The sequence below is a fragment of the Pseudoflavitalea rhizosphaerae genome (genome assembly GCF_003991355.1).
Classification (GTDB): Bacteria; Bacteroidota; Bacteroidia; order Chitinophagales; family Chitinophagaceae; genus Pseudobacter; species Pseudobacter rhizosphaerae.
On sequence record NZ_RCSU01000024.1, the window covers coordinates 1 to 24,374 of the forward strand.

Annotated in this window: 22 protein-coding genes; 9 read left to right on the top strand and 13 right to left on the bottom strand. The window is 48.1% G+C overall.

All coding sequences use genetic code 11. From position 1 onward, the window contains the following. Positions 1–177: 177 nt before the first annotated feature. The 3 genes from D9Y29_RS25995 to D9Y29_RS26005 form a co-directional block, all read right to left on the bottom strand. Positions 178–792 carry a thioredoxin family protein gene (locus D9Y29_RS25995; RefSeq protein WP_127133179.1) on the bottom strand — a complete coding sequence of 205 codons (615 nt, stop codon included), beginning with the start codon at positions 790–792 and terminating at the stop codon, positions 178–180. Positions 793–829: 37 nt separating this feature from the next. Beyond that, the gene (locus tag D9Y29_RS26000) at positions 830–1,732 is read right to left on the bottom strand and encodes an NAD(P)H-binding protein (protein WP_127133180.1); all 903 of its coding nucleotides are present in this window, start codon (positions 1,730–1,732) and stop codon (positions 830–832) included. A 74-nt stretch (positions 1,733–1,806) separates the two neighbouring features. Continuing rightward, the gene (locus tag D9Y29_RS26005) at positions 1,807–2,235 is read right to left on the bottom strand and encodes a MarR family winged helix-turn-helix transcriptional regulator (protein ID WP_127133181.1); all 429 of its coding nucleotides are present in this window, start codon (positions 2,233–2,235) and stop codon (positions 1,807–1,809) included. Positions 2,236–2,401: 166 nt separating this feature from the next. Here D9Y29_RS26005 and D9Y29_RS26010 point away from each other — a divergent pair, with 166 nt between their 5' ends. Next, complete coding sequence (locus tag D9Y29_RS26010) at positions 2,402–3,502, top strand: hypothetical protein (RefSeq protein WP_127133182.1); 1,101 nt, start codon at positions 2,402–2,404, stop codon at positions 3,500–3,502. A 24-nt stretch (positions 3,503–3,526) separates the two neighbouring features. On the opposite strand, the gene D9Y29_RS26015 is transcribed toward D9Y29_RS26010, so the two are convergent. Beyond that, complete coding sequence (locus tag D9Y29_RS26015) at positions 3,527–4,216, bottom strand: type 1 glutamine amidotransferase (protein ID WP_127133183.1); 690 nt, start codon at positions 4,214–4,216, stop codon at positions 3,527–3,529. 48 nt (positions 4,217–4,264) lie between these two features. On the opposite strand from D9Y29_RS26015, the gene ruvB reads away from it, so the two are divergent. Further along, positions 4,265–5,293 carry a Holliday junction branch migration DNA helicase RuvB gene (gene ruvB, locus D9Y29_RS26020; protein ID WP_127133184.1) on the top strand — a complete coding sequence of 343 codons (1,029 nt, stop codon included), beginning with the start codon at positions 4,265–4,267 and terminating at the stop codon, positions 5,291–5,293. A gap of 191 nt (positions 5,294–5,484) precedes the next feature. Here the strand turns inward: ruvB and D9Y29_RS26025 are convergent, their stop codons facing one another. Continuing rightward, positions 5,485–6,186: a response regulator transcription factor gene (locus D9Y29_RS26025; RefSeq protein WP_127133185.1), complete on the bottom strand. Its 702-nt coding sequence runs from the start codon at positions 6,184–6,186 to the stop codon at positions 5,485–5,487. Positions 6,187–6,314: 128 nt separating this feature from the next. Between D9Y29_RS26025 and D9Y29_RS26030 the strand changes: the two genes are divergently transcribed. Beyond that, the gene (locus D9Y29_RS26030) at positions 6,315–6,686 is read left to right on the top strand and encodes a co-chaperone GroES (RefSeq protein WP_127133186.1); all 372 of its coding nucleotides are present in this window, start codon (positions 6,315–6,317) and stop codon (positions 6,684–6,686) included. Positions 6,687–6,879: 193 nt separating this feature from the next. Here D9Y29_RS26030 and D9Y29_RS26035 read toward each other — a convergent pair whose 3' ends face one another. Continuing rightward, positions 6,880–7,266 carry a hypothetical protein gene (locus tag D9Y29_RS26035; protein WP_127133187.1) on the bottom strand — a complete coding sequence of 129 codons (387 nt, stop codon included), beginning with the start codon at positions 7,264–7,266 and terminating at the stop codon, positions 6,880–6,882. 201 nt (positions 7,267–7,467) lie between these two features. Here D9Y29_RS26035 and D9Y29_RS26040 point away from each other — a divergent pair, with 201 nt between their 5' ends. Next, positions 7,468–9,030 carry a helicase HerA-like domain-containing protein gene (locus D9Y29_RS26040; RefSeq protein ID WP_127133188.1) on the top strand — a complete coding sequence of 521 codons (1,563 nt, stop codon included), beginning with the start codon at positions 7,468–7,470 and terminating at the stop codon, positions 9,028–9,030. On the opposite strand, the gene D9Y29_RS26045 is transcribed toward D9Y29_RS26040, so the two are convergent. Continuing rightward, positions 9,027–10,934, bottom strand: a complete 1,908-nt coding sequence (locus D9Y29_RS26045; protein ID WP_127133189.1) for a RecQ family ATP-dependent DNA helicase — start codon at positions 10,932–10,934, stop codon at positions 9,027–9,029. The two genes, D9Y29_RS26040 and D9Y29_RS26045, sit on opposite strands and share 4 nt — an antisense overlap. Before the next feature lie 5 nt (positions 10,935–10,939). Beyond that, positions 10,940–13,057: a heavy metal translocating P-type ATPase gene (locus tag D9Y29_RS26050; protein ID WP_127133190.1), complete on the bottom strand. Its 2,118-nt coding sequence runs from the start codon at positions 13,055–13,057 to the stop codon at positions 10,940–10,942. Between the two features lie 121 nt (positions 13,058–13,178). Here D9Y29_RS26050 and tsaE point away from each other — a divergent pair, with 121 nt between their 5' ends. Both tsaE and D9Y29_RS26060 read left to right on the top strand, forming a co-directional pair. Beyond that, positions 13,179–13,592, top strand: a complete 414-nt coding sequence (gene tsaE, locus D9Y29_RS26055; protein ID WP_127133191.1) for a tRNA (adenosine(37)-N6)-threonylcarbamoyltransferase complex ATPase subunit type 1 TsaE — start codon at positions 13,179–13,181, stop codon at positions 13,590–13,592. Between the two features lie 35 nt (positions 13,593–13,627). Next, positions 13,628–14,842, top strand: coding sequence for an alanine dehydrogenase (locus tag D9Y29_RS26060; RefSeq protein WP_127133192.1), 1,215 nt, complete (start codon positions 13,628–13,630; stop codon positions 14,840–14,842). Positions 14,843–15,643: 801 nt separating this feature from the next. Here the strand turns inward: D9Y29_RS26060 and D9Y29_RS26065 are convergent. From D9Y29_RS26065 to D9Y29_RS26090, 5 genes are all read right to left on the bottom strand, one after another. After that, on the bottom strand, positions 15,644–16,306 hold the full coding sequence (locus D9Y29_RS26065; RefSeq protein WP_127133193.1) for an ABC transporter ATP-binding protein: 663 nt from the start codon (positions 16,304–16,306) through the stop codon (positions 15,644–15,646). Further along, positions 16,287–17,225, bottom strand: coding sequence for an acyl-ACP--UDP-N-acetylglucosamine O-acyltransferase (gene lpxA, locus D9Y29_RS26070; protein WP_241238053.1), 939 nt, complete (start codon positions 17,223–17,225; stop codon positions 16,287–16,289). Before lpxA ends, D9Y29_RS26065 begins: the two co-directional genes overlap by 20 nt. A gap of 105 nt (positions 17,226–17,330) precedes the next feature. After that, a complete protein-coding gene (locus tag D9Y29_RS26075; protein WP_127133194.1) occupies positions 17,331–18,737 on the bottom strand; it encodes a bifunctional UDP-3-O-[3-hydroxymyristoyl] N-acetylglucosamine deacetylase/3-hydroxyacyl-ACP dehydratase in 1,407 nt (468 codons plus the stop codon). A gap of 444 nt (positions 18,738–19,181) precedes the next feature. Then, positions 19,182–20,228 carry a UDP-3-O-(3-hydroxymyristoyl)glucosamine N-acyltransferase gene (lpxD, locus tag D9Y29_RS26085; RefSeq protein ID WP_127133196.1) on the bottom strand — a complete coding sequence of 349 codons (1,047 nt, stop codon included), beginning with the start codon at positions 20,226–20,228 and terminating at the stop codon, positions 19,182–19,184. A 49-nt stretch (positions 20,229–20,277) separates the two neighbouring features. Continuing rightward, positions 20,278–21,495 (bottom strand): HD domain-containing protein, encoded by a 1,218-nt coding sequence (locus tag D9Y29_RS26090; RefSeq protein ID WP_127133197.1) that lies wholly within the window; start codon positions 21,493–21,495, stop codon positions 20,278–20,280. 115 nt (positions 21,496–21,610) lie between these two features. Here D9Y29_RS26090 and porX point away from each other — a divergent pair, with 115 nt between their 5' ends. The 3 genes from porX (at position 21,611) to D9Y29_RS26105 (ending at position 24,358) form a co-directional block, all read left to right on the top strand. Then, a complete protein-coding gene (gene porX, locus D9Y29_RS26095; RefSeq protein ID WP_127133198.1) occupies positions 21,611–23,167 on the top strand; it encodes a T9SS response regulator signal transducer PorX in 1,557 nt (518 codons plus the stop codon). A 97-nt stretch (positions 23,168–23,264) separates the two neighbouring features. Continuing rightward, positions 23,265–23,555, top strand: coding sequence for a hypothetical protein (locus D9Y29_RS26100; protein ID WP_127133199.1), 291 nt, complete (start codon positions 23,265–23,267; stop codon positions 23,553–23,555). An 8-nt stretch (positions 23,556–23,563) separates the two neighbouring features. After that, positions 23,564–24,358, top strand: coding sequence for an MBL fold metallo-hydrolase (locus tag D9Y29_RS26105; protein ID WP_127133200.1), 795 nt, complete (start codon positions 23,564–23,566; stop codon positions 24,356–24,358). The last annotated feature ends 16 nt before the right edge of the window (positions 24,359–24,374 follow it).

Below are 24,374 nucleotides of genomic sequence, written 5' to 3' on the forward strand. Positions count from 1 at the left end.
CTCCCTTAACTTAATGACATTGCCCGGCGAGTGACAAGTATTTTGTCGCCTCCGGCGACCAATCAGGCGCCACACCCGGTTGGTTCGCCGGAGGCGAACTATTAAGAGTCACTCGCCGGGAGGCGAGCGACTGCTCACCGACTAAAAGCATTTGCCTGGTTTAGGCAGGGAACTATACTAAGATTCTATCAGTCTTTTCAAGATCTCTTTCTGTGTATGTATAGTTTTGTCCTTCGCATACCATGCGTGCAATTCCTGGGCTATAGCAACATAATCCATTCCTTCGGTCCTCATCTTTTTATACAATTCCTGTAAAGGCGCTGGTCTTGGTCCCCAGTTGAATTTTTCTTCCAGTGTTTCTGTATCCAGTACCACCAGTTTGGGGATACTGCGGCTGGTGCCGTCTGTAAGGTATTGATCTATCAGTTCTGTATTTTCATCGCGCAGTACCAGTTTGAGTTGGACCAGCGGATTCTCGCCAGCCATGGCATTGAGCACCGGCAAGATCTGTGCAGCATCGCCGCACCAGCCTTCCGTGATCACCAGCCATGTTTGTGGTTTACTGATAGCGCGCAATGTTTCGGAAACCTCAGGCAACAATTGGACTGTTTTGTCGATTCGCTGCATACGTTGCACATTCAGCTTGGTGTAATGCGCCAGGGATTCAGATTGTTGAGGCCCTGTCACTTTTCCTTCCAGCAACAGCTCATCCACCAGTTTTCGATAACCGGGATAATCCATTGCATTATCCAGGTATTTCCTGTCGAGTACATTCCTGTTAGTAGTGATCATATTATGCGGATTAAGAGGTGAAAGTAATTTTATTTTCTTAAGCGGGGGTGGCTGCGTTGTATACTGCTGCAAACTCCTGCGCAAAGTCGGCCAGCTTCACTTTTCCGATGGTGCCCTTACCATTTTGAAAATAATCTTCAGACATCAGACCGGAATCGATGGCATTGCCCATTTCAACATAGTTATTGGAGATATCTTCGCCTAAGCCTGCCTGTTGCATGCCCTGCAATGCCTGTTCATCCGTGAATTTCACCCAGGGAAGTTCCGGTTTGCCAATGGCTTTGCCGATGGTGGCCGCAATCTGATCCGTACTTACTTCATCACTCACCACATATTTTACGGAATGACCTTTGAAATCCAGTTTCAGCAAAGCTTCCGCAGCTGCTGCTGCAATATCGGATGTATGAACCAGTGGGAACCTACCGGTACCAGCAGTGAAATTGCTGCCGATAATGTGCTGATGCCTGATCAGTTCCAGGTTAGAAAAAAGATTGTAGTAGAAATAGGCAGGACGGAGATAAAGAATCTTCACGTTTTCCAGTTGGTTCAGTTCCTGTTCCAGGCGATGGATGCCATCAACAGGTCCAACACCGGAAGATAAATGCGCTCCGATACTGCTCAGTACAACTGCATACCGAACGCCTGACGCTTTCAGAGCTACAACATAATTTTTTCCTACAGCAGCAATATATTCCTTGATGCTTGGTGAACTGTAATTGGGTGGGGTCATCAGGTAAACTGCATCTGCTCCCTTGAAAGTCTCCGACAAAAATGAAGCATTATCCAGGGAACCGATCGCTGCTTTGGCGCCTTTGGTGGTAAGCTCCTGCAGGTTAGCCGCGGAACGGCCGATCACGGTCACATCATGGCCTTCATTCAATAATTGCAGTACGATGGGTTTGGAAATATGACCTGAAGCGCCGGTAATAACGTATTTCATTTCTTTTGATTTAAGCGGTTGATAATTGATTGCGTTTTTTATAATTGTATATACAAATAATGAAATAAAAAAAATTACTTATCGAGTTGGTCGGCCATTTTTGTAATGGAATCGATAAGTGTATCGCATTCTTCCTTACCCAGGATCTTGTAATAATGCTGACTGAATTCTTCAGCGCAGGCGATCAGCTGAGGTTGAAGTTCTTTGGCCCTGGGAGTGGGATACACATTGGTGAGCTTTCCTTCAGAAGTACGGACTACCAGCTTTTTGCTTTCCAGTTTTTCCAGCAAACGCGTGATGGTAGAGGGTGTCAGGTGAAGCTGACCTGCAATGGAACCTGGCTGCATACCCGGCTCATCCAGCACCAGCAGCAGCACATAAGCGTGGCTGGGGCTCAGGTCTACTTTCTTCCATACATCACTGGCCATCTTCTCAACGATGCGGGCCAGTGCGCCGGAAGCGAAATAAAAACACTGTCTGAATTTGCTTTCTGAGGTTTTCATACCAGGTGCCAAACTAACTATTCAGTTCGACTATGCAAAGATAAATCTTTTATTTGTATGTACAAATATTGATTTGTTAAATCTGCTGCAATCAGTCTGCGGAAAGGCTGAGAGTGGAGGTTATGAAATACCGGGGATAAGGCTTTATTTTGCTGAAAGCGCTGGAATGGACAAAAGGACTATCGGCCTTATCATAGTCAATATTTTATTGATTGCTGTACTGCTTGTAGCAAAAGACAGAAAAAAGCTGCGGAACTTTGTTCTGCTTATTACAACCACTATTCTGATGCTTTCCGTTACGGAATTTGTCTACCGTTTGTTCATTCAAAAGCATAAGTATTTTACAGGCGATCTGGCTGATTACTTCAAGCAGGACAGCTCGCTGGGGTATATCATTAAAAAAGCCGGAAATTCAATTGCCATCAAGATGGACGGCAACGATACAGTGTTTGTAAAGACTTACAGCGTAATTGCAGATTCAACGCAACCCCGTATAGATTTCAATCACAGGATTGGTTTTCAGCATCCAGACTCCGCCCGGGAGATCGTTTTCCTGGGATGTAGTGTAACCTTTGGCGTTGGGCTGGATGATACTGCCTGTATGGCCTATAAGACAGGTCAGCATACGCTGAGCAATACGGTCAATTTAGGCATTCAGGGATATGGAACCAACCAGGTTTACCAATTGTTCCGTAAGAAGTTTGCTGATGTGCCTAATACCAACAGGGTATTTGTTTATTCTTTTATTTATGATCATATCTTACGCGCCAACGGTGTGTACGATTGGAGTGCTGCGGGGCCATTTTTCAAGATCCATGCTGATTCGCTCATTCATTCAGGTTCTTTACTAATGAATGTAGAAAAGCACAACCCAAAATATATCCATTACCTGTCGGGGCTGGGTACTTTCAGCTTTTTACGTAAGATGCTTTCCAATGTGGATACCAGGCGAAGGGTAGATAATTTGCAGCAAAAAGATTTTGACCGTTGTTTTATGATGATAAGAACTATGGTGGAGATTGCTGAAAGAAGCGGCGGTCAGTTCCTATTACTGGATTGGGGAGGTAATCAATGGAATGATAATATGATCGATGAGCAGCTGATGGCTGATTTCAAAAAGAAGCTGGATGGGCTTACAAACCTGCGTATCATTAAAGTGTCTTCAGTGATGGATCTGAATGATCCACAGCATATCCTTCCGGATGACGGCCATCCGTCAGCATTGGCGAATGAGAAACTTGCTTTCGCCTTGTCTTCAGTATTATAGGCTGGAATATTACTGTCAGTTAGTTTACAATTTCGCAAATGCTTCCAGGAACCTGCTCAGCAGTAACTGTGTGTCTGGCACCATACTCAGCGTGTTCAAAAAGATACTGGTCTCTTCCTGGATAAAAGGTGCTTCCTTCAATTCTGATTTTCCGTGTTGCATCATCTGAGCAACCAGTGATTCATTCACTTCCATATGGAATTGCAATGCGGCGATCTTTGTGCCTACCAGGTAGCCCTGGTTCCTGCAGGCTTCGGTGGAAAAAAGTAAAGTGGCGCCGGCAGGAAGGTCGAATGTATCTCCATGCCAGTGGAATACGTTGAACGTTGCGGGGAAATTTTTCGTGAGTGGATGTTTGGTGTCGATGGTTTGGAGTGGCCACCAGCCGATCTCTTCCTGATCATTTTTATACACGCGTGCGCCGAGTACATCCGCGATAAGCTGTGAACCCAAACAGATACCGAGCAGTTTTTTGCCGGCATCGATAGCGCTGCGGATATATCTTTTTTCTCCGGCCATCCATGAATATGCCGCTTCATCGTGAACGCCCATCGGGCCGCCCATTACCACCAGCCAGTCGATCGAAGCAATGGGAGGGAATGGATCGTTCTCATACATTCTGCTGAAGCTGGTGTTGAAACCCTTGTCCTGCGCCCATTCCAGGATATATCCGGGAGATTCGAAAGGTACGTGTTGTATAAAATGGATATGCATGGTATTACTGCCTTACTTTTGTGTAGATTTACAAAGTTGCATAAAGAAATGTCCAATCCAAACTTAAATACTGATAAGAATTCGCAGAGTGCTGCCGACAAGGAGTTTGAGAACAATATCCGGCCCCGGGAGATCATCGATTTTGCGGGGCAGGGCCAGATCATCGAAAACCTGAAGATCTTTATCAAAGCGGCGAAGATGCGTGGAGAGGCATTGGACCATATTCTCTTTCACGGGCCTCCCGGTCTTGGTAAAACCACGCTGAGCCGTATTGTGGCTAATGAGCTGGGTGTGCAGATCAAGGAAACATCCGGTCCGGTGATCGAGAAACCGGGAGACCTGGCTGGATTGCTCACCAACCTGGAGCCGCACGATGTGTTGTTCATCGATGAGATCCATCGCCTGAGCACTGTAGTGGAAGAATATCTTTATGCCGCGATGGAAGATTACAGGCTGGATATCATGATCGACAGTGGCCCCAATGCCCGCAGTATCCAGATCAACCTGAACCCTTTCACACTGATCGGCGCCACCACGCGCAGCGGGTTGCTCACTGCACCGCTACTGAGCAGGTTCGGGATCAAATCAAGACTGGAATATTACCATGCAGATACGCTGAAACAGATCGTGCTGCGTTCCTCGGGAATACTCACTACAAAGATCACTTCCGATGCCGCTGCTGAAATAGCACGGAGAAGCCGCGGCACGCCGCGTATTGCCAATGGATTGCTTCGCCGTGTTCGCGACTTTGCGCAGGTGCTCGGCAATGGTGTGATCGATCTCGGCATCACGCAGCATGCATTAAAAGCATTGAACGTGGATGAACACGGGCTTGACGAAATGGACAACCGCATTCTCAATACCATCATAGAGAAGTTCAAGGGAGGACCTGTAGGCATCACCACCATTGCCACAGCAGTTGGTGAAGAAACAGGTACATTGGAAGAAGTGTACGAGCCGTTCCTCATCCAGGAAGGTTTCATCAAACGCACACCGCGCGGCCGCGAAGCTACACCAAAAGCGTATGAGCATTTGGGTAAGGACCCCAGGGCCGGAGGAGCACAATCGCTGTTCTAATCAAATTACATTATCGGGGAGCAGTCGCTCGCCTCCGGCGAGTGACTATTATTCTGTCGCCTCCGGCGACACAGCGTTCGCCGGAGGCGAACAAATACCCGTCACTCGCCGGAGGCGAGCGACTGCTCCCCGATAATGTAAAAGGGCTGACACTAATCGGTCAGCCCTTACTGTTATATGCGGAATGCTGTTTATGCAACAGGCACTACCAGTCTGAATCCGTTACCGTGGATATTCACGATTTCGATGGTCTCATCTTCTTTCAAATATTTCCTCAGCTTGGCGATGTACACGTCCATACTGCGGCCATTGAAGTAAGTATCGCTGCCCCATATCTTTTTGAGCGCCTGTTCGCGGGGGAGCAGGTCGTTCATATGTTCGGCCAGCATTTTGAGCAGTTCATTCTCTTTGGGAGAAAGCGTTTGTGTTTTGCCGGCATGGCTGAGCTCGCGAAGTTTGGGATTGAAATGATAGCTGGCGAGATCGTATTCCTTGTTCTCCTGTTCTTTGGTCACTTCCTCATTGCGTTTAAGGATGGCCTTTATTTTCAGGAGGAGTACTTCGCTGTCGAATGGTTTGGTGATATAATCATCCGCACCAAGTTTGTATCCCTGGATGATATCTTCTTTCATTGTTTTGGCGCTGAGGAAGAAGAGGGGAATATCGGGGTCTACATCACGGATCTCTTCTGCGAGTGTAAAGCCATCCATATGCGGCATCATGATATCCAGCAGGCAGAGATCGAACTTTTCACGCTGGAAGGCAGCCAGCCCGAGGCGCCCGTCCCTTTCAAGGGTTACATCGAAATCGTTCAGTTCAAGATAGTTCTTCAACACACTTCCCAGGTTCGTATCGTCTTCACATAACAAGATTTTCGGTTTCTTTCCTTCCATTGTTGGTAGATTTAGTTTCGTAGATGTAAATAAAATTAAATCATTTACCAGTTCCGGCAAGTGCCGTGTAATATTTTGTTAATTATTAATGTTTCTCCTTTTCCTAATTTTGTCTTTTAATCCAGGTAATGAGACTTACAACAGAGAATACGTTCAAAAAACTGATAGTGATCGGAGACCGGGTATTGATTCGCCCGGCAAAGCCGGATGAGCGCACCGCCAGTGGATTGTACCTGCCTCCGGGTGTTCAGGAAAAAGAAAAAGTGCAACAGGGTTATGTGATCAAAACGGGCCCTGGTTATGCCATTCCCATGCCCGTGGAAGATGAGGCCTGGAAGGGTACGGAAGACAAGGTACGATATGTGCCCCTGCAGGCAAAGGAAGGCGATCTGGCCATCTTTTTACTGAGTGGGGCAACCGAAGTGTTGTACGAAAATGAAAAGTACTATATCGTTCCACAAAGCGCCATCCTGATGCTGGAAAGAGAAGAGGACCTGTAAGAAGATGGAGGGGCCGACTAAAAAGGGCGGAGAGCTGGCAGTCGCCCGCCTCCCGGCGAGTGACTTGTATTTGTTCGCCTCCGGCGAACACCGCGTCGCCAGAGGCGACTAAATAAAACTCACTCGCCGGGAGGCGAGCGAGTGGGCACAGCGAAATGAAATGTAATAAGCTTTTAGTCAGCTCCCAATATTGTTACTGTTTACTGATCTTGAAACTGCCGGCATCGTTGTGTTCATCGCTGCTGACCTTAAATATGCCATTGTCCATTTTTGTATTATTTTCTGTGAGTGTGGCAGTGGAGGTAACTGTTTCCAGTCCTTTCTCGAATTTGAATTCCACTGCATCCGAATCATCAGCCTTACCCCAGGTGCCATAGAATGTGAACTTATCGCCAGGGGCATCCACGGGAATAAAGATCACTTCCACTTCATGGTTCTCTTTGAACAGTACAGTCAGTGGGTTGAAATCCCGTTCATGCATCCTGCCCTCTCCACGCCATTCGGTATTGGCCAAATTAAAGGGTTCTTTATCATCACTACTCTTTTTACAGTTACTGCCCAGGGTTATCACAAGGGCCATGATTGCCAATAGCACACGCGGTTTCATGGGAATGAGTTGATATGGTTTGTACTGTTTATGGGCTGACTCTTTGAACAGAATAATCGCTGCATCCGTTTGGAAATAAACGGGACCCACCGATGTTCCTTTATAAAGTTACAATAAACGAACCGTATCTGATTCCGCTCATTTTCAGTACCTTCCCCACTTCAAAATTTGATTATGGCTGACCAGACTGCTTTCGTTCAGTTGATAAAAGATGGTTATTCTTTCAAGGGTGAATCCTTCCGTATCGGCGCCGCCATGCTGGATGGCAATGTGCTCACAGGTTCAGATATTCTCTTACCGCTCAAGACCATGAACCGTCACGGTCTTATTGCCGGGGCTACCGGTACCGGTAAAACGAAAACGCTCCAGGTGCTGGCCGAAGGCCTCTCTGATGCCAGCGTCCCTGTTTTACTAATGGATATCAAGGGAGATCTCAGCGGCATTGCACAGCCTGGCGCGGAAAACCCCAGGATCACAGATCGCATGGTGAAGATTGGCGGAACATACACGCCATCAGGTTACCCGGTGGAACTGATGACGCTCAGTAACGAGAAAGGAGTTCGCCTCCGGGCTACCGTTACCGAATTCGGTCCAATCCTCCTCAGCAAGATCCTCGATCTCAACGATACACAACAGGGCCTCGTGGCCATGATCTTCAAATATTGCGACGATAATAAAATGCCTTTGCTGGACCTGAAAGATTTCACCAAAGTGCTGCAGTACGTCAGCAATGAAGGCAAGGCCGATATTGAAAAGGATTATGGCAAGATCGCTACCACCAGCACAGGCACTATCCTGCGCAAGGTGATTGAACTGCAACAACAGGGCGCCGATATCTTCTTTGGAGAACCTTCCTTTGAAGTAGACGACCTCATGCGCATCGGCGATGATGGCCGCGGTATGATCAGCATCCTCCGTGTAACGGATATGCAGAACCGCCCGAAGCTCTTCAGCACTTTCATGCTGCAGATGCTGGCCGAGCTCTATGCCACACTACCGGAAGCCGGAGACCTGGACAAACCCAAAATGGTGATGTTCATCGATGAGGCCCACCTGGTATTCCAGGAAGCTACCGAAGCGCTGCTGCAACAGATCGAGACGGTGATCAAACTGATCCGTTCAAAAGGCGTGGGTATTTTCTTCTGTACACAAAATCCGCAGGACGTGCCGGCAAGCGTACTGAGCCAGCTCGGTCTGAAAGTACAACACGCCCTGCGCGCCTTCACTGCTGCCGATCGCAAGACCATCAGGCAGGCAGCGCAGAACTATCCTGAAACGGAATTCTATAAAACGGAAGACCTGCTAACACAGCTTGGTATTGGCGAAGCACTGGTAACAATGCTGAACGAAAAAGGTATCCCCACACCTTTGGTGCATACCATGCTGGTGCCTCCCCGCAGCCGGATGGATGTACTGAGTGATACCGAAATAGACAGCATCGTCACCAGATCCAAACTGGTAAAGAAATACGCTGAAACAGAGGATACGGAAAGCGCTTACGAGATCCTCAATGCCAAGATCGAAGAAGCTGCAAAGAGATCTGAAGCAGAAGCGGAAGAGAAAGCCTCAAAGAAAAAAACTGTAAAAGAGGAAAAATCTACATTGGAAAAAATGATGGACAGCTCCGTCGGCCGCCAGGTAGGCAGAACTGTTGCCAATACATTAACAAGGACCCTGCTGGGCGCACTCGGCCTGGGAGGAAGAAGTACCAAAAAGAAAAGCAGTGGCTGGTTCTAAGACCGGTCACTGATCTCTCCTTTATCGTTCACATTTATCATTTCCTCAGACTGGAGAAAGGCGATTGCTTCGCGGAGCTTATGTTTCTGGATGCCTGGCAATGCCGCCATCAGCTGTTCCGGCGTGCTGGAACCCTGTTTGATCACTACACGGATCTGCTGGTGGATTTGTGATAGCTCTTCTGCGGTCAGTGGTTGTTTTTGTTTATCGAGGCAAATATCGCAAACACCACAAACGCCTGCTTCTTTGTCTCCAAAGTATTGAGCAATCTGCTGACTGCGGCATTGTTTTCTTTCTTCGATGTAACGGAGTAATATACTGAGGCGGGCTTCAAAAAGTTTTTTCCTTTTATTGAATTGGACCATATCTATGCGCAGCTCTTCCGTTCTCACGCGATTGAGGCGGAGATAGAGTTGCGGCGTATCTTTCTGTGGCTTGTATTCGATGATCGCATAGCCATGCAGTTTGCGGAGTTGTTGCTTTACTGTTTCCACATCGCTGCGCATGAGGTAGGCAATATTCTTTTCCGAGACGGGAACCGGCTGATCAAAAATCCCTTCGTATGTGCGTAACAGTGTTTTGATCAGTGGCTCCAGGTCTGCATGCATTTCCTCAAAATCATAGAGCCAGTCTTTATTTGTGATGAATCCAACAGAGGCGGGAATGAAAACCTGTTCGTTGTAATTCATCCATCCTTCCTGTTCCATCGCTTTCAGCGCGTATGTGGCGAGACGAGGTTCAGGATGGAATTTGGCGATGAGATCGTTCAGCTCGAAATCATGATATGTCCCGCCTCCCAGTCCGTTGGGCACCTGGATATAATTCATTACATCGGTATAGATCTTTTTGATGTCTTCCGACTCTGGGAAACGGATGCCTGGCAAGGCGCGCAGCTCTTCGGGATCAGTATGATCATAAAGCAGTACGGCGTATGATTTTTTCCCGTCGCGGCCTGCGCGGCCTGCTTCCTGGTAGTAGTTTTCCATGCAGTCGGGAGGATCGGCATGCACCACCAGCCTTACATCCGGTTTATCGATCCCCATGCCGAAGGCATTGGTGCAAACGATGGTTCGGACCTCGTTGCGGATCCAGGCTTCCTGGCGGCGGTTGCGTTCCTCGCGGGTGAGGCCTGCATGGTAGCAATCGGCCTGGATGCCATATACATTGAGCTGGTCGCTTATCTGTTTGGTGCGTTTGCGGCTTCGGCAATAAACGATGCTGCTGCCCGGAACTTTTTCCAGGATCTCACGGAGCTTACTGAGCTTGCTGTCTACATTGAAAACGCTGTAGCTCAGGTTGGGCCTGGCAAAGGAGGTTCTGAATATTTTCCTGCCGGTGAAATCGAGCTTATCGCAGATATCTTCCTGTACTTCCGGGGTAGCCGAAGCCGTTAGTGCGAGGATGGGCACATCACCTACCTCATCGCGCAGCGCGGCGATCTTCAGATAAGAAGGACGAAAATCATACCCCCATTGTGAGATACAATGTGCCTCATCCACAGCAATGAGGCAGAGGTCGAGACCTGGCAGGTATTCGCGGAAGAGCGGCGTTTCCAGCCTTTCCGGAGATACGTATAAGAATTTGCAATTGCTTTCGGTGGCTACTTTCAGGATATTGATCACGTCTTTGCGCGTCATGCCTGAATCGATAGCATAGGCGGTGATCCCTTTCTTACGGAGGTTCTCCACCTGGTCTTTCATCAAAGCGATGAGTGGGCTGATCACGAGGCAAAGTCCATCCTGCGCGAGTGCGGGGATCTGGAAGCACAATGATTTTCCGCCACCGGTGGGGAGGATGGCCAGTGTGTCTTCGCGGTCGAGCACGGCATTGATGATATCTTCCTGCATGGGGCGGAAGGCATCGTACTTAAAATATTCTTTCAGTAATGAATGGATATAGGCCATAATGATTACACCACCTTCTTTACGAAAAGGCGACCGGAATTGATAGCGAGCACCACATCGCTCAATCCCATCACCAATGCTCCAAAGGTAGGGGTGAGCAGGCCAAAAGCGGCCACGGGTATCGCAACAATATTGTAAGCGAAGGCCCAGAACAGGTTCTGGCGGATAGTCATATACGTATGTCTTCCCAATCCGAGCGAGAGCGGCAGGTTTTTGATGCCATTGTCCATCAGCACCACATCAGCAGTCTGCATAGCTACCTGTGATGCATCGCTGAGTGAAATACCTACTGTGGCTTTCGCGAGGGCCGGAGCATCGTTGATGCCATCGCCCACCATGGCTGTAGGGCCTTTGAGGGTGAGGTGTTCCACCACACCGAGTTTTTCCTGCGGTGTTTGTTCTGCTATCACTTCATCGATGCCGAGGAAGTCCGCCAGCTGTTGGCATTTATCGTAGCGGTCGCCACTGAGCAGGATGGTGCGGATATTTTTATGACGAAGGTATTGCACGATGGTCATGGCTTCCGGACGGACCTCGTCTTTCACATCGATCCAACCCACCAGTTCGTCGTTTTTGAGGATGTACACATTGTGAGTGGCATCGTTGGTGAGCCCCTGTGCAATTTTGAAGGAGCCGGCCTGCCAGGTATCTCCTTCTTTGGTGACGCCTTTCATACCGAGCCCTTTCATTTCTTCTATTTTCTCCCAGCGGACCGGCTGGCTTTGTTTCCATTCCCTGGCGATACATTGTGCGATGGGGTGGTTGGAATATTTTTCGAGTGAGAAGACGATCTGTTTGAAGTCTTCATCGCTGCCATTATTGTTTTGGAAGGCTGCGATATTGAAATCGCCGGTGGTGAGTGTTCCTGTTTTATCGAAAACCACTTGTTGGATATTGCGGAACAGTTCCAGGCTTTTGGCATTGCGGAAGAGAACGCCGCTACGCGCAGCGCGTCCCAGTCCAACTGCAATGGCGGCTGGCGTAGCCAGTCCCATGGCGCAGGGGCAGGCGATCACCAAAACTGCAATGCTTCGCATAAGCGAGGCCGTGAAATCCTGCAGGATGATCCAGTTGGCGATAAGCGTCAGGGCGGCAATTCCCAGTACAATGGGCACAAAGACGGCGCTGATCTTATCGGCCATTTGCTGAACGGGCGGTTTCTCTCCCTGTGCGCGTTTTACCAGGTCGATAATATTGGAGAGGACTGAGTTTTTGGCTTCTGCAGTCACATAGGCTTTCACTGTTCCGTCTACCAGCAGGCTGCCGCCAATAAGATGTTCTTTTGGTTTTTTGACGATGGGCATGCTCTCGCCGGTGATGATGCTTTCGTTCACGGTAGCATCGCCCCAGAGGATCTTGCAATCGGCCGGCACCTGTTCGCCATTTTTGATCAGGAGGATATCGCCCACGCGGAGGGTGGTATTCTCTACGGGGAAAACATGTTCCTGGTGCTGATCATCGTAAGCGATCATATTGGCCATCACTTTCTGCGAGCGGGCCAGTTTGTTGAGGGATCTTTGTGTGCTCTGAATGCTGGCGTCTTCCATCCAGTTGCCTAGGAACACCAGTGTAACCACCGATGCGGCTGTTTCAAAGAAAAGGTATCCTTCCCCGAGTCCGAGCAGTGCTCCTGCCAGGCTGTACACATATGCAGCAGTTGCGCCGATGGCGATGAGCACATTCATATTGGGCATTCCATTTCGGATGCTCTTGATGGCGCTCTTGCCGAAGAAGTCCATTCCGACTATGAATACAGGGGTGGCCAGGGCCATTTGTATCCAGGGGTTCATCAGCCAGTGGATATGGACCCACCGGTCGAACATATGCAGTAGCAGGGGGAGTGTAAAGATGATACAGAAAAGAAATCTTTCTTTATGGTTTTTGAGGAACTTCTTCTTTTTTGTATTGAGTTGTGCATCGCCGGCGTCTACCAAGTAGCCGAGTGATTCGATGCCTTTGAGGATCTCATCTTTTTTATTTTGCCCATTGATGGTGAAGCTCACGTCTCCACCTGCCAGGTTCACTTTTACATCCTGCAATCCTTTTTTTTCGAGGAACTGGCGGATCGTCAATACGCAGTTCGAGCAGTCCATCCCATCTACTTTCCAATTCACTGTTTCCATTGCTTTGCCATTTAAATTGATAAAGGGGTATGCAAATTTACCGAAGAGTGCCGGGAAGGCCCTTATATGATAACCAATAATATCGCTGCACGGTTGCAAATTCACGGTATATTTGCGTTTTATGCAAGTATCATTTACCCTGGATACCATTCATGAAGCGGCCCGCAAACTGTGGGAAGCAGCTGGCGACCGTAAGGTTTTCGCCTTTCATGGCCCAATGGGAGCCGGGAAAACTACATTTGTTCATGCCCTGTGCGATGTGAAGGAAGTGACCAGTACCGTGGGAAGCCCAACGTTTTCCATTATCAACGAGTATGCCTACCCCGGCGGTCAGCTCTATCATATCGACCTGTACAGGCTGAAGGACGAAGAGGAGGCTATCAGGGCCGGCGTAGAGGATTGCCTGTATTCCGGCAATATCTGCCTGGTGGAATGGCCGGAAAGGGCGGAGGGGATCTTTCCCGAAAATACCCTGTCCGTGTATATTTCCGTAACTGATCCCAGTACCCGCTTCCTTCAGATAGATGAGAAATAAGTATATTTGATATAGCTGCCAATCAAAAAACATTCATGTCTCAGCAACGACCGATCATCAGCACCTCTTTCAGTTACGAAACACTTGAAGAAAAGCTAGATATTAAACCCAAAGGGGCTCAATTGCATATTGGTATTCCGAAAGAAACCGCTTTCCAGGAAAACCGGATAGCACTCACTCCCGATGCGGTAGGCGTGCTGATCAGTAATGGCCATGATGTAGTGATCGAACACAATGCCGGTGAAGCGGCGCATTTCCGCGACCGTGATTATACCGAAGCGGGCGCCCGTATTGTGTACGACAAGGCAGAAGTATTCAAAGCGCCCATCCTCGTCAAGAGCGCTCCGGTAGTGGAAGAAGATATACCCTACCTCCAGTTCAACCAGGTTATCATCTCCCCCATTCATCTCTCCGCTATGAAAGCGGAGTTGCTGCAAAAGATGATGGACAAACGCATTACCGCCATCTCTTTCGAGAATCTGAAAGATGATAGTGATAGTCTTCCCATCGTCCGCAGTATGAGTGAGATTGCGGGAAGCGCCGTGATGCTGATAGCCGGCCAGTATCTTAGTTCGGCCAATCACGGGAAAGGCGTACTGCTCGGAGGTATCTCCGGTATTCCTCCCACCAAGGTGATCATTCTCGGAGCCGGCATCGTAGGCGAATTTGCCGCCCGCGCAGCCCTCGCACTCGGAGCATCCGTGAAAGTGTTCGACAGTAGCGTATACCGTCTGAAAAGGTTACAGAACAATATTGGTCAGCGCATGTGGACCTCCGTTATAGAGCCACGCATCCTGGCCAAGCAGCTCAAAACCTGCGAAGTGGCTGTAGGCGCGCTCGCCTCCACCACCGGCCGCACACCTGTTGTTGTTACCGAAGAAATGGTCAGCAATATGCGCCCCGGCAGTGTGATCATAGACGTTAGTATCGACCGCGGCGGCTGCTTCGAAACTTCCGAGATCACCAGTCATGAACATCCCATCTTCATGAAATACGGCGTGATCCATTATTGTGTGCCGAACATTCCCTCAGGCTTTGCCCGTACCGCTTCCCAGGCCATCAGCAATGTACTGATGCCGTTGCTCCTCGAAGCAGGGGAAGAAGGCGGATTTGAAAACCTCGTATGGCACAAAGTGCATCTTCGTAGCGGGATCTACATCTTCAAAGGCGCACTCACAAATTTTCATCTCAGTCAGCGATTTGATCTGAAGTATACGGATCTGAATTTGCTGATCGCTTCTCAGCGTTAATTAGCTGCGAAGGTTCTGAAAACGCGGGCTGGAAAACAATCCGGCCCGGGAGGATACCATTTGAGCTATGGATAGGAGAGATTGGGCTGTGGTGCTAAGCCGGACTTCTTCGCTTATGTTTTCAAGGCCCTCGTTTTTAGAACCATTCGCTGCTATGGCTCCGGGTGTGCAGCAGGCTGTATTTTATGATCGGCAAATGCGTGAGTTGATTGAAGAGACGCTGAATCCATTTCTAATGCTGCCATCGGACAAATAGCCTTTTGGCGCCTTTCATTTGGAGATCGCGCTTTGAGTTCTTTCATACTTAATTTCTGATTATCTCTGTTGCTGATCATACCTTCTGCTTATTATGAATTGATCGGGAAGTGCTCATTGCATTCGGCTGCATTTCTAATGATTTGCCTAGGATCTGCCTTCGTATGTTCGGCATTGAGAGGTTAAACTTATTCAGTTGTGCCATTCAGATATCCTGCATCATCATTCTCTTGAATCAACAGAAAAAGTTGTTGTATTTCATCGGGGGCTTCGATGTTTTTCCCATTTTCCCTTTTCGCTCATCATTGTAGTTTGAATGATCCGCAAAATAGTCTTGTGTTCCCTATCAGTATTTTGAATTTTAGTTGTAGCATCTTCCGGTACAAGGAGCAAAGGTGGTATGAAAAGTCCGGCCTTGAAAACAAAAGCTCAACAGTCCGGCCCACCTACTACAGCCCAACCCAAACTACCCACGGCTCAATATATCCCAATGCGCTGGTTTGTTTTCCAGCCGGCGTTCATACCCCTTTGCGACTCACAAAAAAGCTAAGACTTATAATCCAAAATACTGATCCTGCTCTCACAAAAGCTGTATTCCTGCGGATCATTGGAACTAACGATGATGAGCCTCCCCCCGCCGTAGGCGCTGATGAGGTGCTGGTAGAGTGCGATGCCTTCAGCATCAAGGTTGGTGCAGGGTTCATCCAGCAGCAGGCAGGATACATCGGAGAAAATAGCCTGGGCCAGTTTCACACGTTGTTTCATACCGGAGCTGTAGAAGCGGATCTGTTTGTGAGCGGCTTTGGTAAGGCCGACCGTTTCGATGATCTGCGGAATGGTGATTTGAGAAAGGAAGGGTTTGAATTGCTGGTGGAAATGCAGGAATTCGGTAACGCTCATTTCTTCGATGAGCTCCAGGTAGGGGGCTGCAATGGCGATCTGACGGAAAGCGTGATCTGCCTCTACCTGACGTGAATGTGTAGAAGGATTGTTCTGCGTAGTGTGTGCGTTGTAGGCTTCGATAGTATAGCTGGCTTCTCCTTCGGAGAGAGCAATTGCGCCTCCGATGGCTTGCAATAAAGTGCTTTTCCCTGAACCGTTTGGTCCGGTGATGGCATATGAGTTGCCTTCAATAAACTGGTAATCTACTTTACGGAAGATCCATTCGCGGTTGAAGCGCTTGCCTGCATTAGTCAGCGATATCTTCATCAACGCTATTTTTTGACCAGCGTTTAATGATACCGCGTCCGCTTTCGCGAATGAAGGTTACGATCTCGTCGCGCTCGTCGGTGGCAGGGAATTCTTCTTCCAGGAATTCAAGTGCCTGGGAAGTGTTCATGCCTTTGTTATAGATGATGCGATAGATATCGAGCAGGTGGTTGATCTTGTCAACGGTGAAGCCTCTGCGCTTGAGACCAACGGAGTTAACGCCGGAATAGCTGAGGGGTTGACGGCCTGCCTTGATGAAGGGGGGGATGTCTTTACCTACCAGTGAACCGCCGCTCACAAAGGAGTGTGCGCCGATCTTTACGAACTGGTGAACTGCGCACATGCCGCCGAGGATAGCCCAATCGCCCATTTCAACGTGGCCCGCAATCTGGGTGTTGTTGCTCATGATGCAATTGTTGCCGATCATACAGTCGTGTGCAATATGGCTATAGGCCATGATCAGGCAGTTGCTGCCGACCCTGGTCTTACCTCTGTCGTTGGTGCCGCGGTTGATGGTTACGAACTCGCGGATAGTGGTATTATCGCCGATCTCTACAAGTGTATCTTCGCCGCCAAATTTCAGATCCTGGGGAATAGCCGCGATTACGGCGCCGGGGAAAATCCGGCAATTCTTTCCAATGCGGGCGCCCTCCATGATAGTTACATTACTGCCTATCCAGGTGCCTTCGCCGATCTCAACGTTCTGATGGATCACGGTGAAAGGATCAACTTTTACGTTAGTGGCCAGCTTTGCATTGGGATGAATGTACGTATGCGGATGGATCATTTGATTTACGTTCTTAAGTGTAGTTACAGGAAGAGGGTTCATGGTATTGAATTCAGCCCCATCCCCGTTGGGGTTTTGGTTATGTAAACCACTAACAGGGTCTTGCTTTAAAGTTTGGCGTTTGATACTCAATTGATCAGCTAAAAGAGTTAAAGTCGGATTTCAAGCCGACCCGCAAAAATATAACTTATATACAAACGAACTTTTTTATTCTTAGTATACGTGCGGGATATGTTTTTAACCGCGTTTTACCAATTGCGCCATCAAATCACCTTCGGTGGCGACCTTATTACCTACATATACCGTGCCTCTCATTTCACAAATACCTCTTCGGATGGGCGCCAGCAATTCCATTTTCAGGATCATCGTATCACCGGGAACAACCTTCTGTTTGAATTTGCAGTTCTCGATCTTGATAAAATAAGTATCGTATTCACCCGGGGGCATTGCATTGATAGCAAGGATGCCACCGCACTGCGCGAGAGCTTCCACCTGCAATACTCCAGGCATTACCGGGTTATTGGGAAAATGGCCTTTGAAGAACCATTCGTCGTAAGTAACATTCTTCACGCCAACGATCTGCTTGTCAGATAATTCAATGATCTTATCCACCAGCAGGAAAGGGTGGCGGTGAGGAAGTGTTTTTTCTATTTGCGGCAATGAATAAACCGGGGGTTGATTGGGATCATACACCGGTATATTCTTCAGTTGTTTGTTCTTTTTAATGTATTGCTTGATCACCCTGGCAAAGTCAACATTGGTGCTATGTCCCGGCCTGTTAGCGATAATATGCGCCTTGATGGGATAACCGATCAGGGCCAGATCGCCCACTACATCCAGCAGTTTATGACGGGCAGGCTCATTCGGAAAACGGAGCTCGAGGTTGTTGAGATAACCTTCGCTTTTCACTTCCATCTTTTTTCTGCCGAAAGCTTTTGCCAGTCTTTCCATCTCATCTTCGGTAACAGGTTTATCCACTACCACGATGGCATTGTTGATGTCTCCGCCTTTGATGAGATTATGTTCCAGCAGCATTTCCAGTTCGTGCAGGAACACGAATGTGCGGCAGGAAGATATCTCGGATTTGAATTCACCCATATGCTTCAGGCCGGCGTGCTGGGTTCCCAGTACGGGGCTGTTGAAGTCGATGAGGGTGGTGATCTTGTATTCAGTAGCAGGAAGAGCAGTCATTTCCACTCTCTTCTTTTCGTCGTAGTGGGAAATGTTCTGGTCAATGAAATACCATTGTTTGGCTGCATCCTGTTCCAGTACGCCTGCTTTTTCGATGATCTCAACAAAAGGAGCGGAGCTTCCGTCCATGATGGGGATCTCAGGACCGTTGAGTTCAATCAGGCAGTTGTCTACTCCCATACCTACAAGCGCAGCCAGGATATGCTCCACGGTGCTCACTTTTGCGCCATTGTCTTCCAGGGTGGTTCCTCTTGAAGTATCGGTCACCAGGTCGCAGTCGGCTTTGATCACCGGTTGGCCTGGCAGGTCTACACGTTGAAACTGGAAACCAAAGCCCGGATTAGCGGGTTTCAGGGTCATGTCAACTTTAGAGCCGGTATGCAGGCCCGTGCCTGAAATACTGATCGCCGATCCGAGAGTATGCTGCTTGTCAGGATTGAAGTTCGCGTCCATTCAATTTTTTTAGATGCGCAAAGATACATATCAACGTCTAACCAGCTCCCTAAGTTGCATTGATATTTTACTTGTTGGCATCAGGAAAGGGCTGATTGGTGGGGAATCCCGCTATAGCAGTGAGTTTCATGTAATTAGAAAAATATTTAAAAAGTACGAAAGGGATATTGAGCGCGATTTGCAGCATGAAAGAAAAAATAATATGACGCCGACAGGCGATTTTGACCATTTCCAACAAAAGGGGCTGACTAAAAAGGCTATTACATTTCATTTCGCTGTGCCCACTCGCTCGCCTCCGGCGAGTGAGTTTTGTTTAGTCGCCTCCGGCGACGCGGTGTTCGCCGGAGGCGAACAAATAGAAGTCACTCGCCGGAGGCGAGCGACTGCCAGNTTCCGCACTTTTTAGTCAGCCCCGAAAGAATTTTATGGTAAAGCCCGGAATTTTTACACTTTTTCAGCCAGTAATTGCTGTACGAGTTTTTCGAGTTCCTTGATCCTCTTCTCCAGCTCAGGGAGATTACGGCTCACGGCCTGTGAACGCAACGCGCTTGTATAATCGAAAGCAGGTGATCCTGTTACCGCTGCATTATTTGTTTTGATGGATTTGCTGACGCCGCTTTGCGCATTGATGCGGGCGCCGTCTGCGATAGTAATATGTCCAACAATGCCGGCCTGTCCACCGATCATTACATTGTTGCCTAGCTTGGTGCTTCCGCTCACGCCGGCCTGTGCTGCAATCACAGTATTGTTACCTACTTCTACATTGTGCGCGATCTGGATCAGGTTGTCTAGCTTGGCGCCTGACCTGATAATGGTGGATCCCATAGTGGCGCGGTCGATAGTGGCATTGGCGCCGATCTCCACGAAATCTTCCACAATCACATTGCCGATCTGCGGCACTTTCTTGAAACTGCCATCGGGTTGTGGTGCAAAGCCGAATCCATCACTGCCGAGAACAGTACCCGCATGGATGGTTACGTTCTTTCCGATCACACAATCGTGATAGATCTTCACACCGGGATGAACGATACTGTTGTCACCGATAGTGACTTTATTACCGATATAAGCGTTGGGAAAAATCTTTACGTTATTGCCGAGCACTACACCTTCTCCGATATAGCAGAAAGCACCGAGAAAAATATTCTCACCAAGTTTGGCGGAAGACGCTACGTACACCGGGTCCTGGGTACCCACCATTTGTTGCGTCATCACTTCCTGGTACTTTGTCAATAATGTGGCGAATGCAGTATACGCATCTTCCACGCGGATCAGGGTGCCTTTCACTGGTTCCTTTAGTTCCTGTGACGCGCTGATGATGATGATCGATGCTTCGGTTGAATAGAGGAAGTCTTCATATTTAGGGTTGGCAAGAAAGGCAAGCTGACCGGCTTTGGCTTCTTCGATCTTTCCGAAAGAACCTACAGCGGCATTGGGATCGCCTTCTACTTTCCCATTGATGATCATGGCTATTTGTGCTGCGGTGAATTGCATGGTTGTTGAGCTTTTATAAGGGATTTTGCAAGGTACTGGTAATGTTGATTTACTTCAGGTAACAAATGTAATATTTTTTCACAGGGCTGGATAGCGTCTGGCTGATCAGAGCATTGTCTACCTGCGATATATCTTTCACCGATCCGTCTTTGAAAAGGATATTGATCTTTTCTTCCACCGGGTTATAAGTTGTATTGACGGCTTCGCCGGTGAAAAGAAGATAATGACAATCGTCCTCCCGTATACCTTTCAACTGGCAAATCCTGTTCCGCTGTTCTGTAATCCACTGCTGATCGAAAGGTTCAGCCTGCAATTTAACTTTTAATAAACGACGGTCGATCAGCCCTTCGCAAAGGGTTGACAGTACAGGATCGGGATGGAACATCCAGTTCTTGATACTGGCCATCACATCGAAATCGTCCAGCAAACAGAATTCGGTAAGGTATTTATCTATCGGGGTTTCTGCTTCCCTTGATTGCAAAAACAGGTCAAGCGCTGCAGATGCCCCCGGTACAGTTTCTCCCCTGAGGATCAGCTCCCGGGCGCGTTCCAGCACTTTCACCAGCATCTTTTCCGCACTCAGTACGGCTTTGTGCAAATACACCTGCCAGTACATGAGACGGCGGGCCACCAGGAATTTTTCAATGGAGAAGATACCTTTCTCTTCCACCATCAACTCCCCTTCATGCACCGTAAGCATTTTAAGGATGCGATCGTAGCCGATCACTCCTTCAGACACGCCGGTAAAGAAACTGTCGCGGCTCAGGTAATCCATCCTGTCAACATCCAGTTGACCGGAAATGAGCTGGTACAGGAATGGTTTATGATATTGATTGGTGAAGATGGAAATGGCGAGATCAAGCTGACCATCCATCTCCTTGTTGAGGATACGGATAATGCGGAGCGAGATATCTTCATGCTTCACTCCCTTGATCAGCACGTTTTCCAAAGCATGTGAAAAAGGGCCGTGACCCACATCGTGCAATAATATGGCTACTTTGGCTCCCAGTTCTTCTTCGGCACTGATTTCGATACCCTTGTTCCGGAGCTCGTGGAGCGCATTGCACATGAGGTGATACGCTCCCAGTGAATGATGCAACCTGGTATGCACCGCGCCGGGGTACACCAGGTGCGCAAAAGCCATTTGATGAATGCGCCGCAGGCGCTGGTAATATGGATGTGCAATCACCCGGAATATGACAGGATGATCGATGGTGATGAAGCCATACACGGGATCATTGATGATCTTTCTGACTGGTTGCGCCATTCGCTGCTTGCTATTTTGTTAAAATTGCCCCATTAGACAGTCGGCAAAACTACGGATTAATGATTATCAGTGATAATATGGTATTTTGCTGGAATCAAACCATTAAATCTTTTACATGGCAATTGGAAAAATACTCTGGGTAGATGATGAAATAGAAAGTTTACGTTCGCAGATCCTCTTTCTTGAAGGAAAAGGTTACGAAGTAAGCGCACTCACCAACGGTTTTGATGCAGTTGACTTTGTAAAAGACAACTACGTAGATGTTGTTTTGCTTGACGAGACAATGCCTGGCATTACCGGCCTGGAAACACTGGCCAAGATCAAGGAAGTGAACCAGCAGATCCCTGTGGTGATGATCACCAAGAATGAAACCGAAGGTCTGATGGACGATGCCATCGGCAGCCAGATCACGGATTACCTGATCAAACCCGTGAACCCAAACCAGGTGTTGCTCAGCCTCAAAAAGATCATCGACAATAAAAGACTGGTCGCGGAAAAAACAACTTTCGCTTACCAGCAACAATTCCGCAATCTTTTCATGGCGCTCAACAGCAATCCCGATTACAACGAGTGGATGGAGATCTACCGCAAGCTCGTTTACTGGGAACTTGAAATGGAAAAAAGCGACAGCCCCGAGATGCAGGAAGTATTGCAATCACAAAAGAGTGAAGCCAATACCGAGTTCTTCAAATTCATTTCGAAGAACTATGCCAAATGGGTAGGACCGCGCAGTGTAGAAGGACCTGTGATGAGCCACACCCTCATGAAATGGAAAGTGCTGCCACATGTTGAAAAAGGCATTCCTACTTTTTTTATCCTGATCGATAACCTTCGCTTCGACCAATGGAAAGCCATCCAGCCAATCTTTGCAGAGAACTTCAGGATACTGGAGGAAGATAGTTTCTACAGCATCCTGCCCACTGCCACGCAATACGCGCGCAATGCCATTTTCAGCGGATTGCTGCCTATCGATATAGAAAAGAATTATCCCCAGCAATGGAAGAATGATGATGATGAAGGAGGAAAGAACCTGCATGAAGAAGATTTCGTAAGAGGGTTTTTGAAAAGAGCGAAAAGAGAGGATATCAAATTCTCTTACACCAAGATCCTGAACAATTCAGCCGGGCAGGACCTCGTGAACAATATACACAACCTGCTGGGGAACGATCTCAATATCATCGTGTACAATTTCGTGGATATGCTCAGCCATGCCCGTACTGAAATGGAAGTGCTGAAAGAACTTGCCGGTGACGAGATCAGTTATCGCTCCGTAACCAAAAGCTGGTTCGAGCATTCACCATTGCACCAGGCATTGAAGAAGATCGCCGATAAGAAGATCAACCTGGTGCTGGCAACAGATCACGGCAGCGTACAAGTGAAAACGCCCGCCAAAGTGATCGGCGACAAACAAACCACTACCAACCTGCGCTATAAACACGGCCGTAACCTGCATTATGAGCAAAAGGAAGTACTGGCTTTCCGGGACCCGAAAGAAGCCGGACTGCCGGTGCCTACAGTGAATTCATCGTATATTTTTGCGAAGGAAGACCTGTATCTCTGTTATCCGAACAATTATAATTATTACGTGAACTACTACCGCAATACTTTTCAGCATGGCGGGGTAAGCCTGGAGGAGATGATCGTACCTGTTATCAAAATGACCAGCAAATAAGAATCTCTCCACTGCCTGTGGATAACCTTATCCGGCTGTAATCGGCATCACCGTCACATTTGGCTACCTTTGTAGTGTTCATTTTTGTTGTACAACTATGAAATACACACAAACCTCTTTAGATAAGCTGGAAAACCTGCTGGATGAGCTGGAATACGTGGTCAGGTATGAACGTGGCACATTCCAGAGCGGTTACTGTATCCTGGAACAGAAGAAGGTGGTTGTGCTGAATAAGTTCCTTCAGATGGAAGGCCGTATCAACACCTTGATGGATATTATCCCACAATTGAACGTGAATATCGAGTTCCTTACTCCCGAATCACGTAAAGTGTATGACGATGTGATCCAACGCCAGGCAGCTGCAGACGCAGACAGTAACAGTAAATAAGTCATCCCTTGAGTTATCCTGCACTTACAATAACATTTCTGGGAACGGGTACCAGTAGTGGTGTGCCGATGATTGCCTGCGATTGCCCGGTTTGTACTTCAACTGATAAAAAAGATAACAGGCTTCGCTCCAGTATTATGGTACAATCTGCAACCACCACAATTCTGGTGGATGCAGGTCCGGATTTCCGTTACCAGATGCTGCGCGCCAATGTGAAACACCTGGATGCCATTTTACTTACGCATTCGCATAAAGATCATCTCGGCGGACTGGATGACGTGCGTGCTTTCAATTTCTTTTCCCATCAGCCGATGCAGGTCTATGCCACAGAATTCACGCAGGAAGCCATCGTTCGGGAAATTCCTTATGCATTCTACGAGGCCAGGTATCCGGGCCTGCCCGAAATAAAACTCAATACTATCAATTCCGCCTTCCCCTTCATGGTAGGCGATATTCCTGTAACGCCCATACAGGTCTGGCATTTGAAGATGCCGGTACTCGGATTTCGTTTCGGAGCTTTCACCTACATCACAGATGCCAATCGTATCGATGAGGAGGAGAAAGAAAAGATCAAAGGAAGCGATGTGCTGGTGCTGAATGCGCTTCGCAAAGAGCAACATATTTCGCATTTCAGTTTATCCGAAGCTATTGCTGTATCAAAAGAATTGAATATCCCTGAAGTTTATCTCACACATCTCAGCCATCAAATGGGTAAACATGAAGATGTAAGTCAGGAACTTCCTCCAGGTGTAATGCTTTCTTATGATGGCTTTCAATTGAAACTCCCCGGAAAGGAAGACTGACTGGTAATTTAAAGAC

Excerpts from the sequence above, each read along its gene's own strand:
- D9Y29_RS26035 (WP_127133187.1), bottom strand. The coding sequence starts at position 7,266 with ATGGCCCTTGTGATAACCCTGGGCAGTAACTGTAAAAAGAGTAGTGAT.
- D9Y29_RS25995 (WP_127133179.1), bottom strand. The coding sequence starts at position 792 with ATGATCACTACTAACAGGAATGTACTCGACAGGAAATACCTGGATAAT.
- D9Y29_RS26040 (WP_127133188.1), top strand. The coding sequence starts at position 7,468 with ATGGCTGACCAGACTGCTTTCGTTCAGTTGATAAAAGATGGTTATTCT.
- D9Y29_RS26060 (WP_127133192.1), top strand. The coding sequence starts at position 13,628 with ATGTCTCAGCAACGACCGATCATCAGCACCTCTTTCAGTTACGAAACA.
- D9Y29_RS26010 (WP_127133182.1), top strand. The coding sequence starts at position 2,402 with ATGGACAAAAGGACTATCGGCCTTATCATAGTCAATATTTTATTGATT.
- D9Y29_RS26090 (WP_127133197.1), bottom strand. The coding sequence starts at position 21,495 with ATGGCGCAACCAGTCAGAAAGATCATCAATGATCCCGTGTATGGCTTC.
- D9Y29_RS26015 (WP_127133183.1), bottom strand. The coding sequence starts at position 4,216 with ATGCATATCCATTTTATACAACACGTACCTTTCGAATCTCCCGGATAT.
- porX (WP_127133198.1), top strand. The coding sequence starts at position 21,611 with ATGGCAATTGGAAAAATACTCTGGGTAGATGATGAAATAGAAAGTTTA.
- lpxD (WP_127133196.1), bottom strand. The coding sequence starts at position 20,228 with ATGCAATTCACCGCAGCACAAATAGCCATGATCATCAATGGGAAAGTA.
- D9Y29_RS26025 (WP_127133185.1), bottom strand. The coding sequence starts at position 6,186 with ATGGAAGGAAAGAAACCGAAAATCTTGTTATGTGAAGACGATACGAAC.
- D9Y29_RS26005 (WP_127133181.1), bottom strand. The coding sequence starts at position 2,235 with ATGAAAACCTCAGAAAGCAAATTCAGACAGTGTTTTTATTTCGCTTCC.
- D9Y29_RS26075 (WP_127133194.1), bottom strand. The coding sequence starts at position 18,737 with ATGGACGCGAACTTCAATCCTGACAAGCAGCATACTCTCGGATCGGCG.
- D9Y29_RS26065 (WP_127133193.1), bottom strand. The coding sequence starts at position 16,306 with ATGAAGATATCGCTGACTAATGCAGGCAAGCGCTTCAACCGCGAATGG.
- D9Y29_RS26050 (WP_127133190.1), bottom strand. The coding sequence starts at position 13,057 with ATGGAAACAGTGAATTGGAAAGTAGATGGGATGGACTGCTCGAACTGC.
- ruvB (WP_127133184.1), top strand. The coding sequence starts at position 4,265 with ATGTCCAATCCAAACTTAAATACTGATAAGAATTCGCAGAGTGCTGCC.
- D9Y29_RS26000 (WP_127133180.1), bottom strand. The coding sequence starts at position 1,732 with ATGAAATACGTTATTACCGGCGCTTCAGGTCATATTTCCAAACCCATC.
- D9Y29_RS26030 (WP_127133186.1), top strand. The coding sequence starts at position 6,315 with ATGAGACTTACAACAGAGAATACGTTCAAAAAACTGATAGTGATCGGA.
- D9Y29_RS26045 (WP_127133189.1), bottom strand. The coding sequence starts at position 10,934 with ATGGCCTATATCCATTCATTACTGAAAGAATATTTTAAGTACGATGCC.
- tsaE (WP_127133191.1), top strand. The coding sequence starts at position 13,179 with ATGCAAGTATCATTTACCCTGGATACCATTCATGAAGCGGCCCGCAAA.
- D9Y29_RS26100 (WP_127133199.1), top strand. The coding sequence starts at position 23,265 with ATGAAATACACACAAACCTCTTTAGATAAGCTGGAAAACCTGCTGGAT.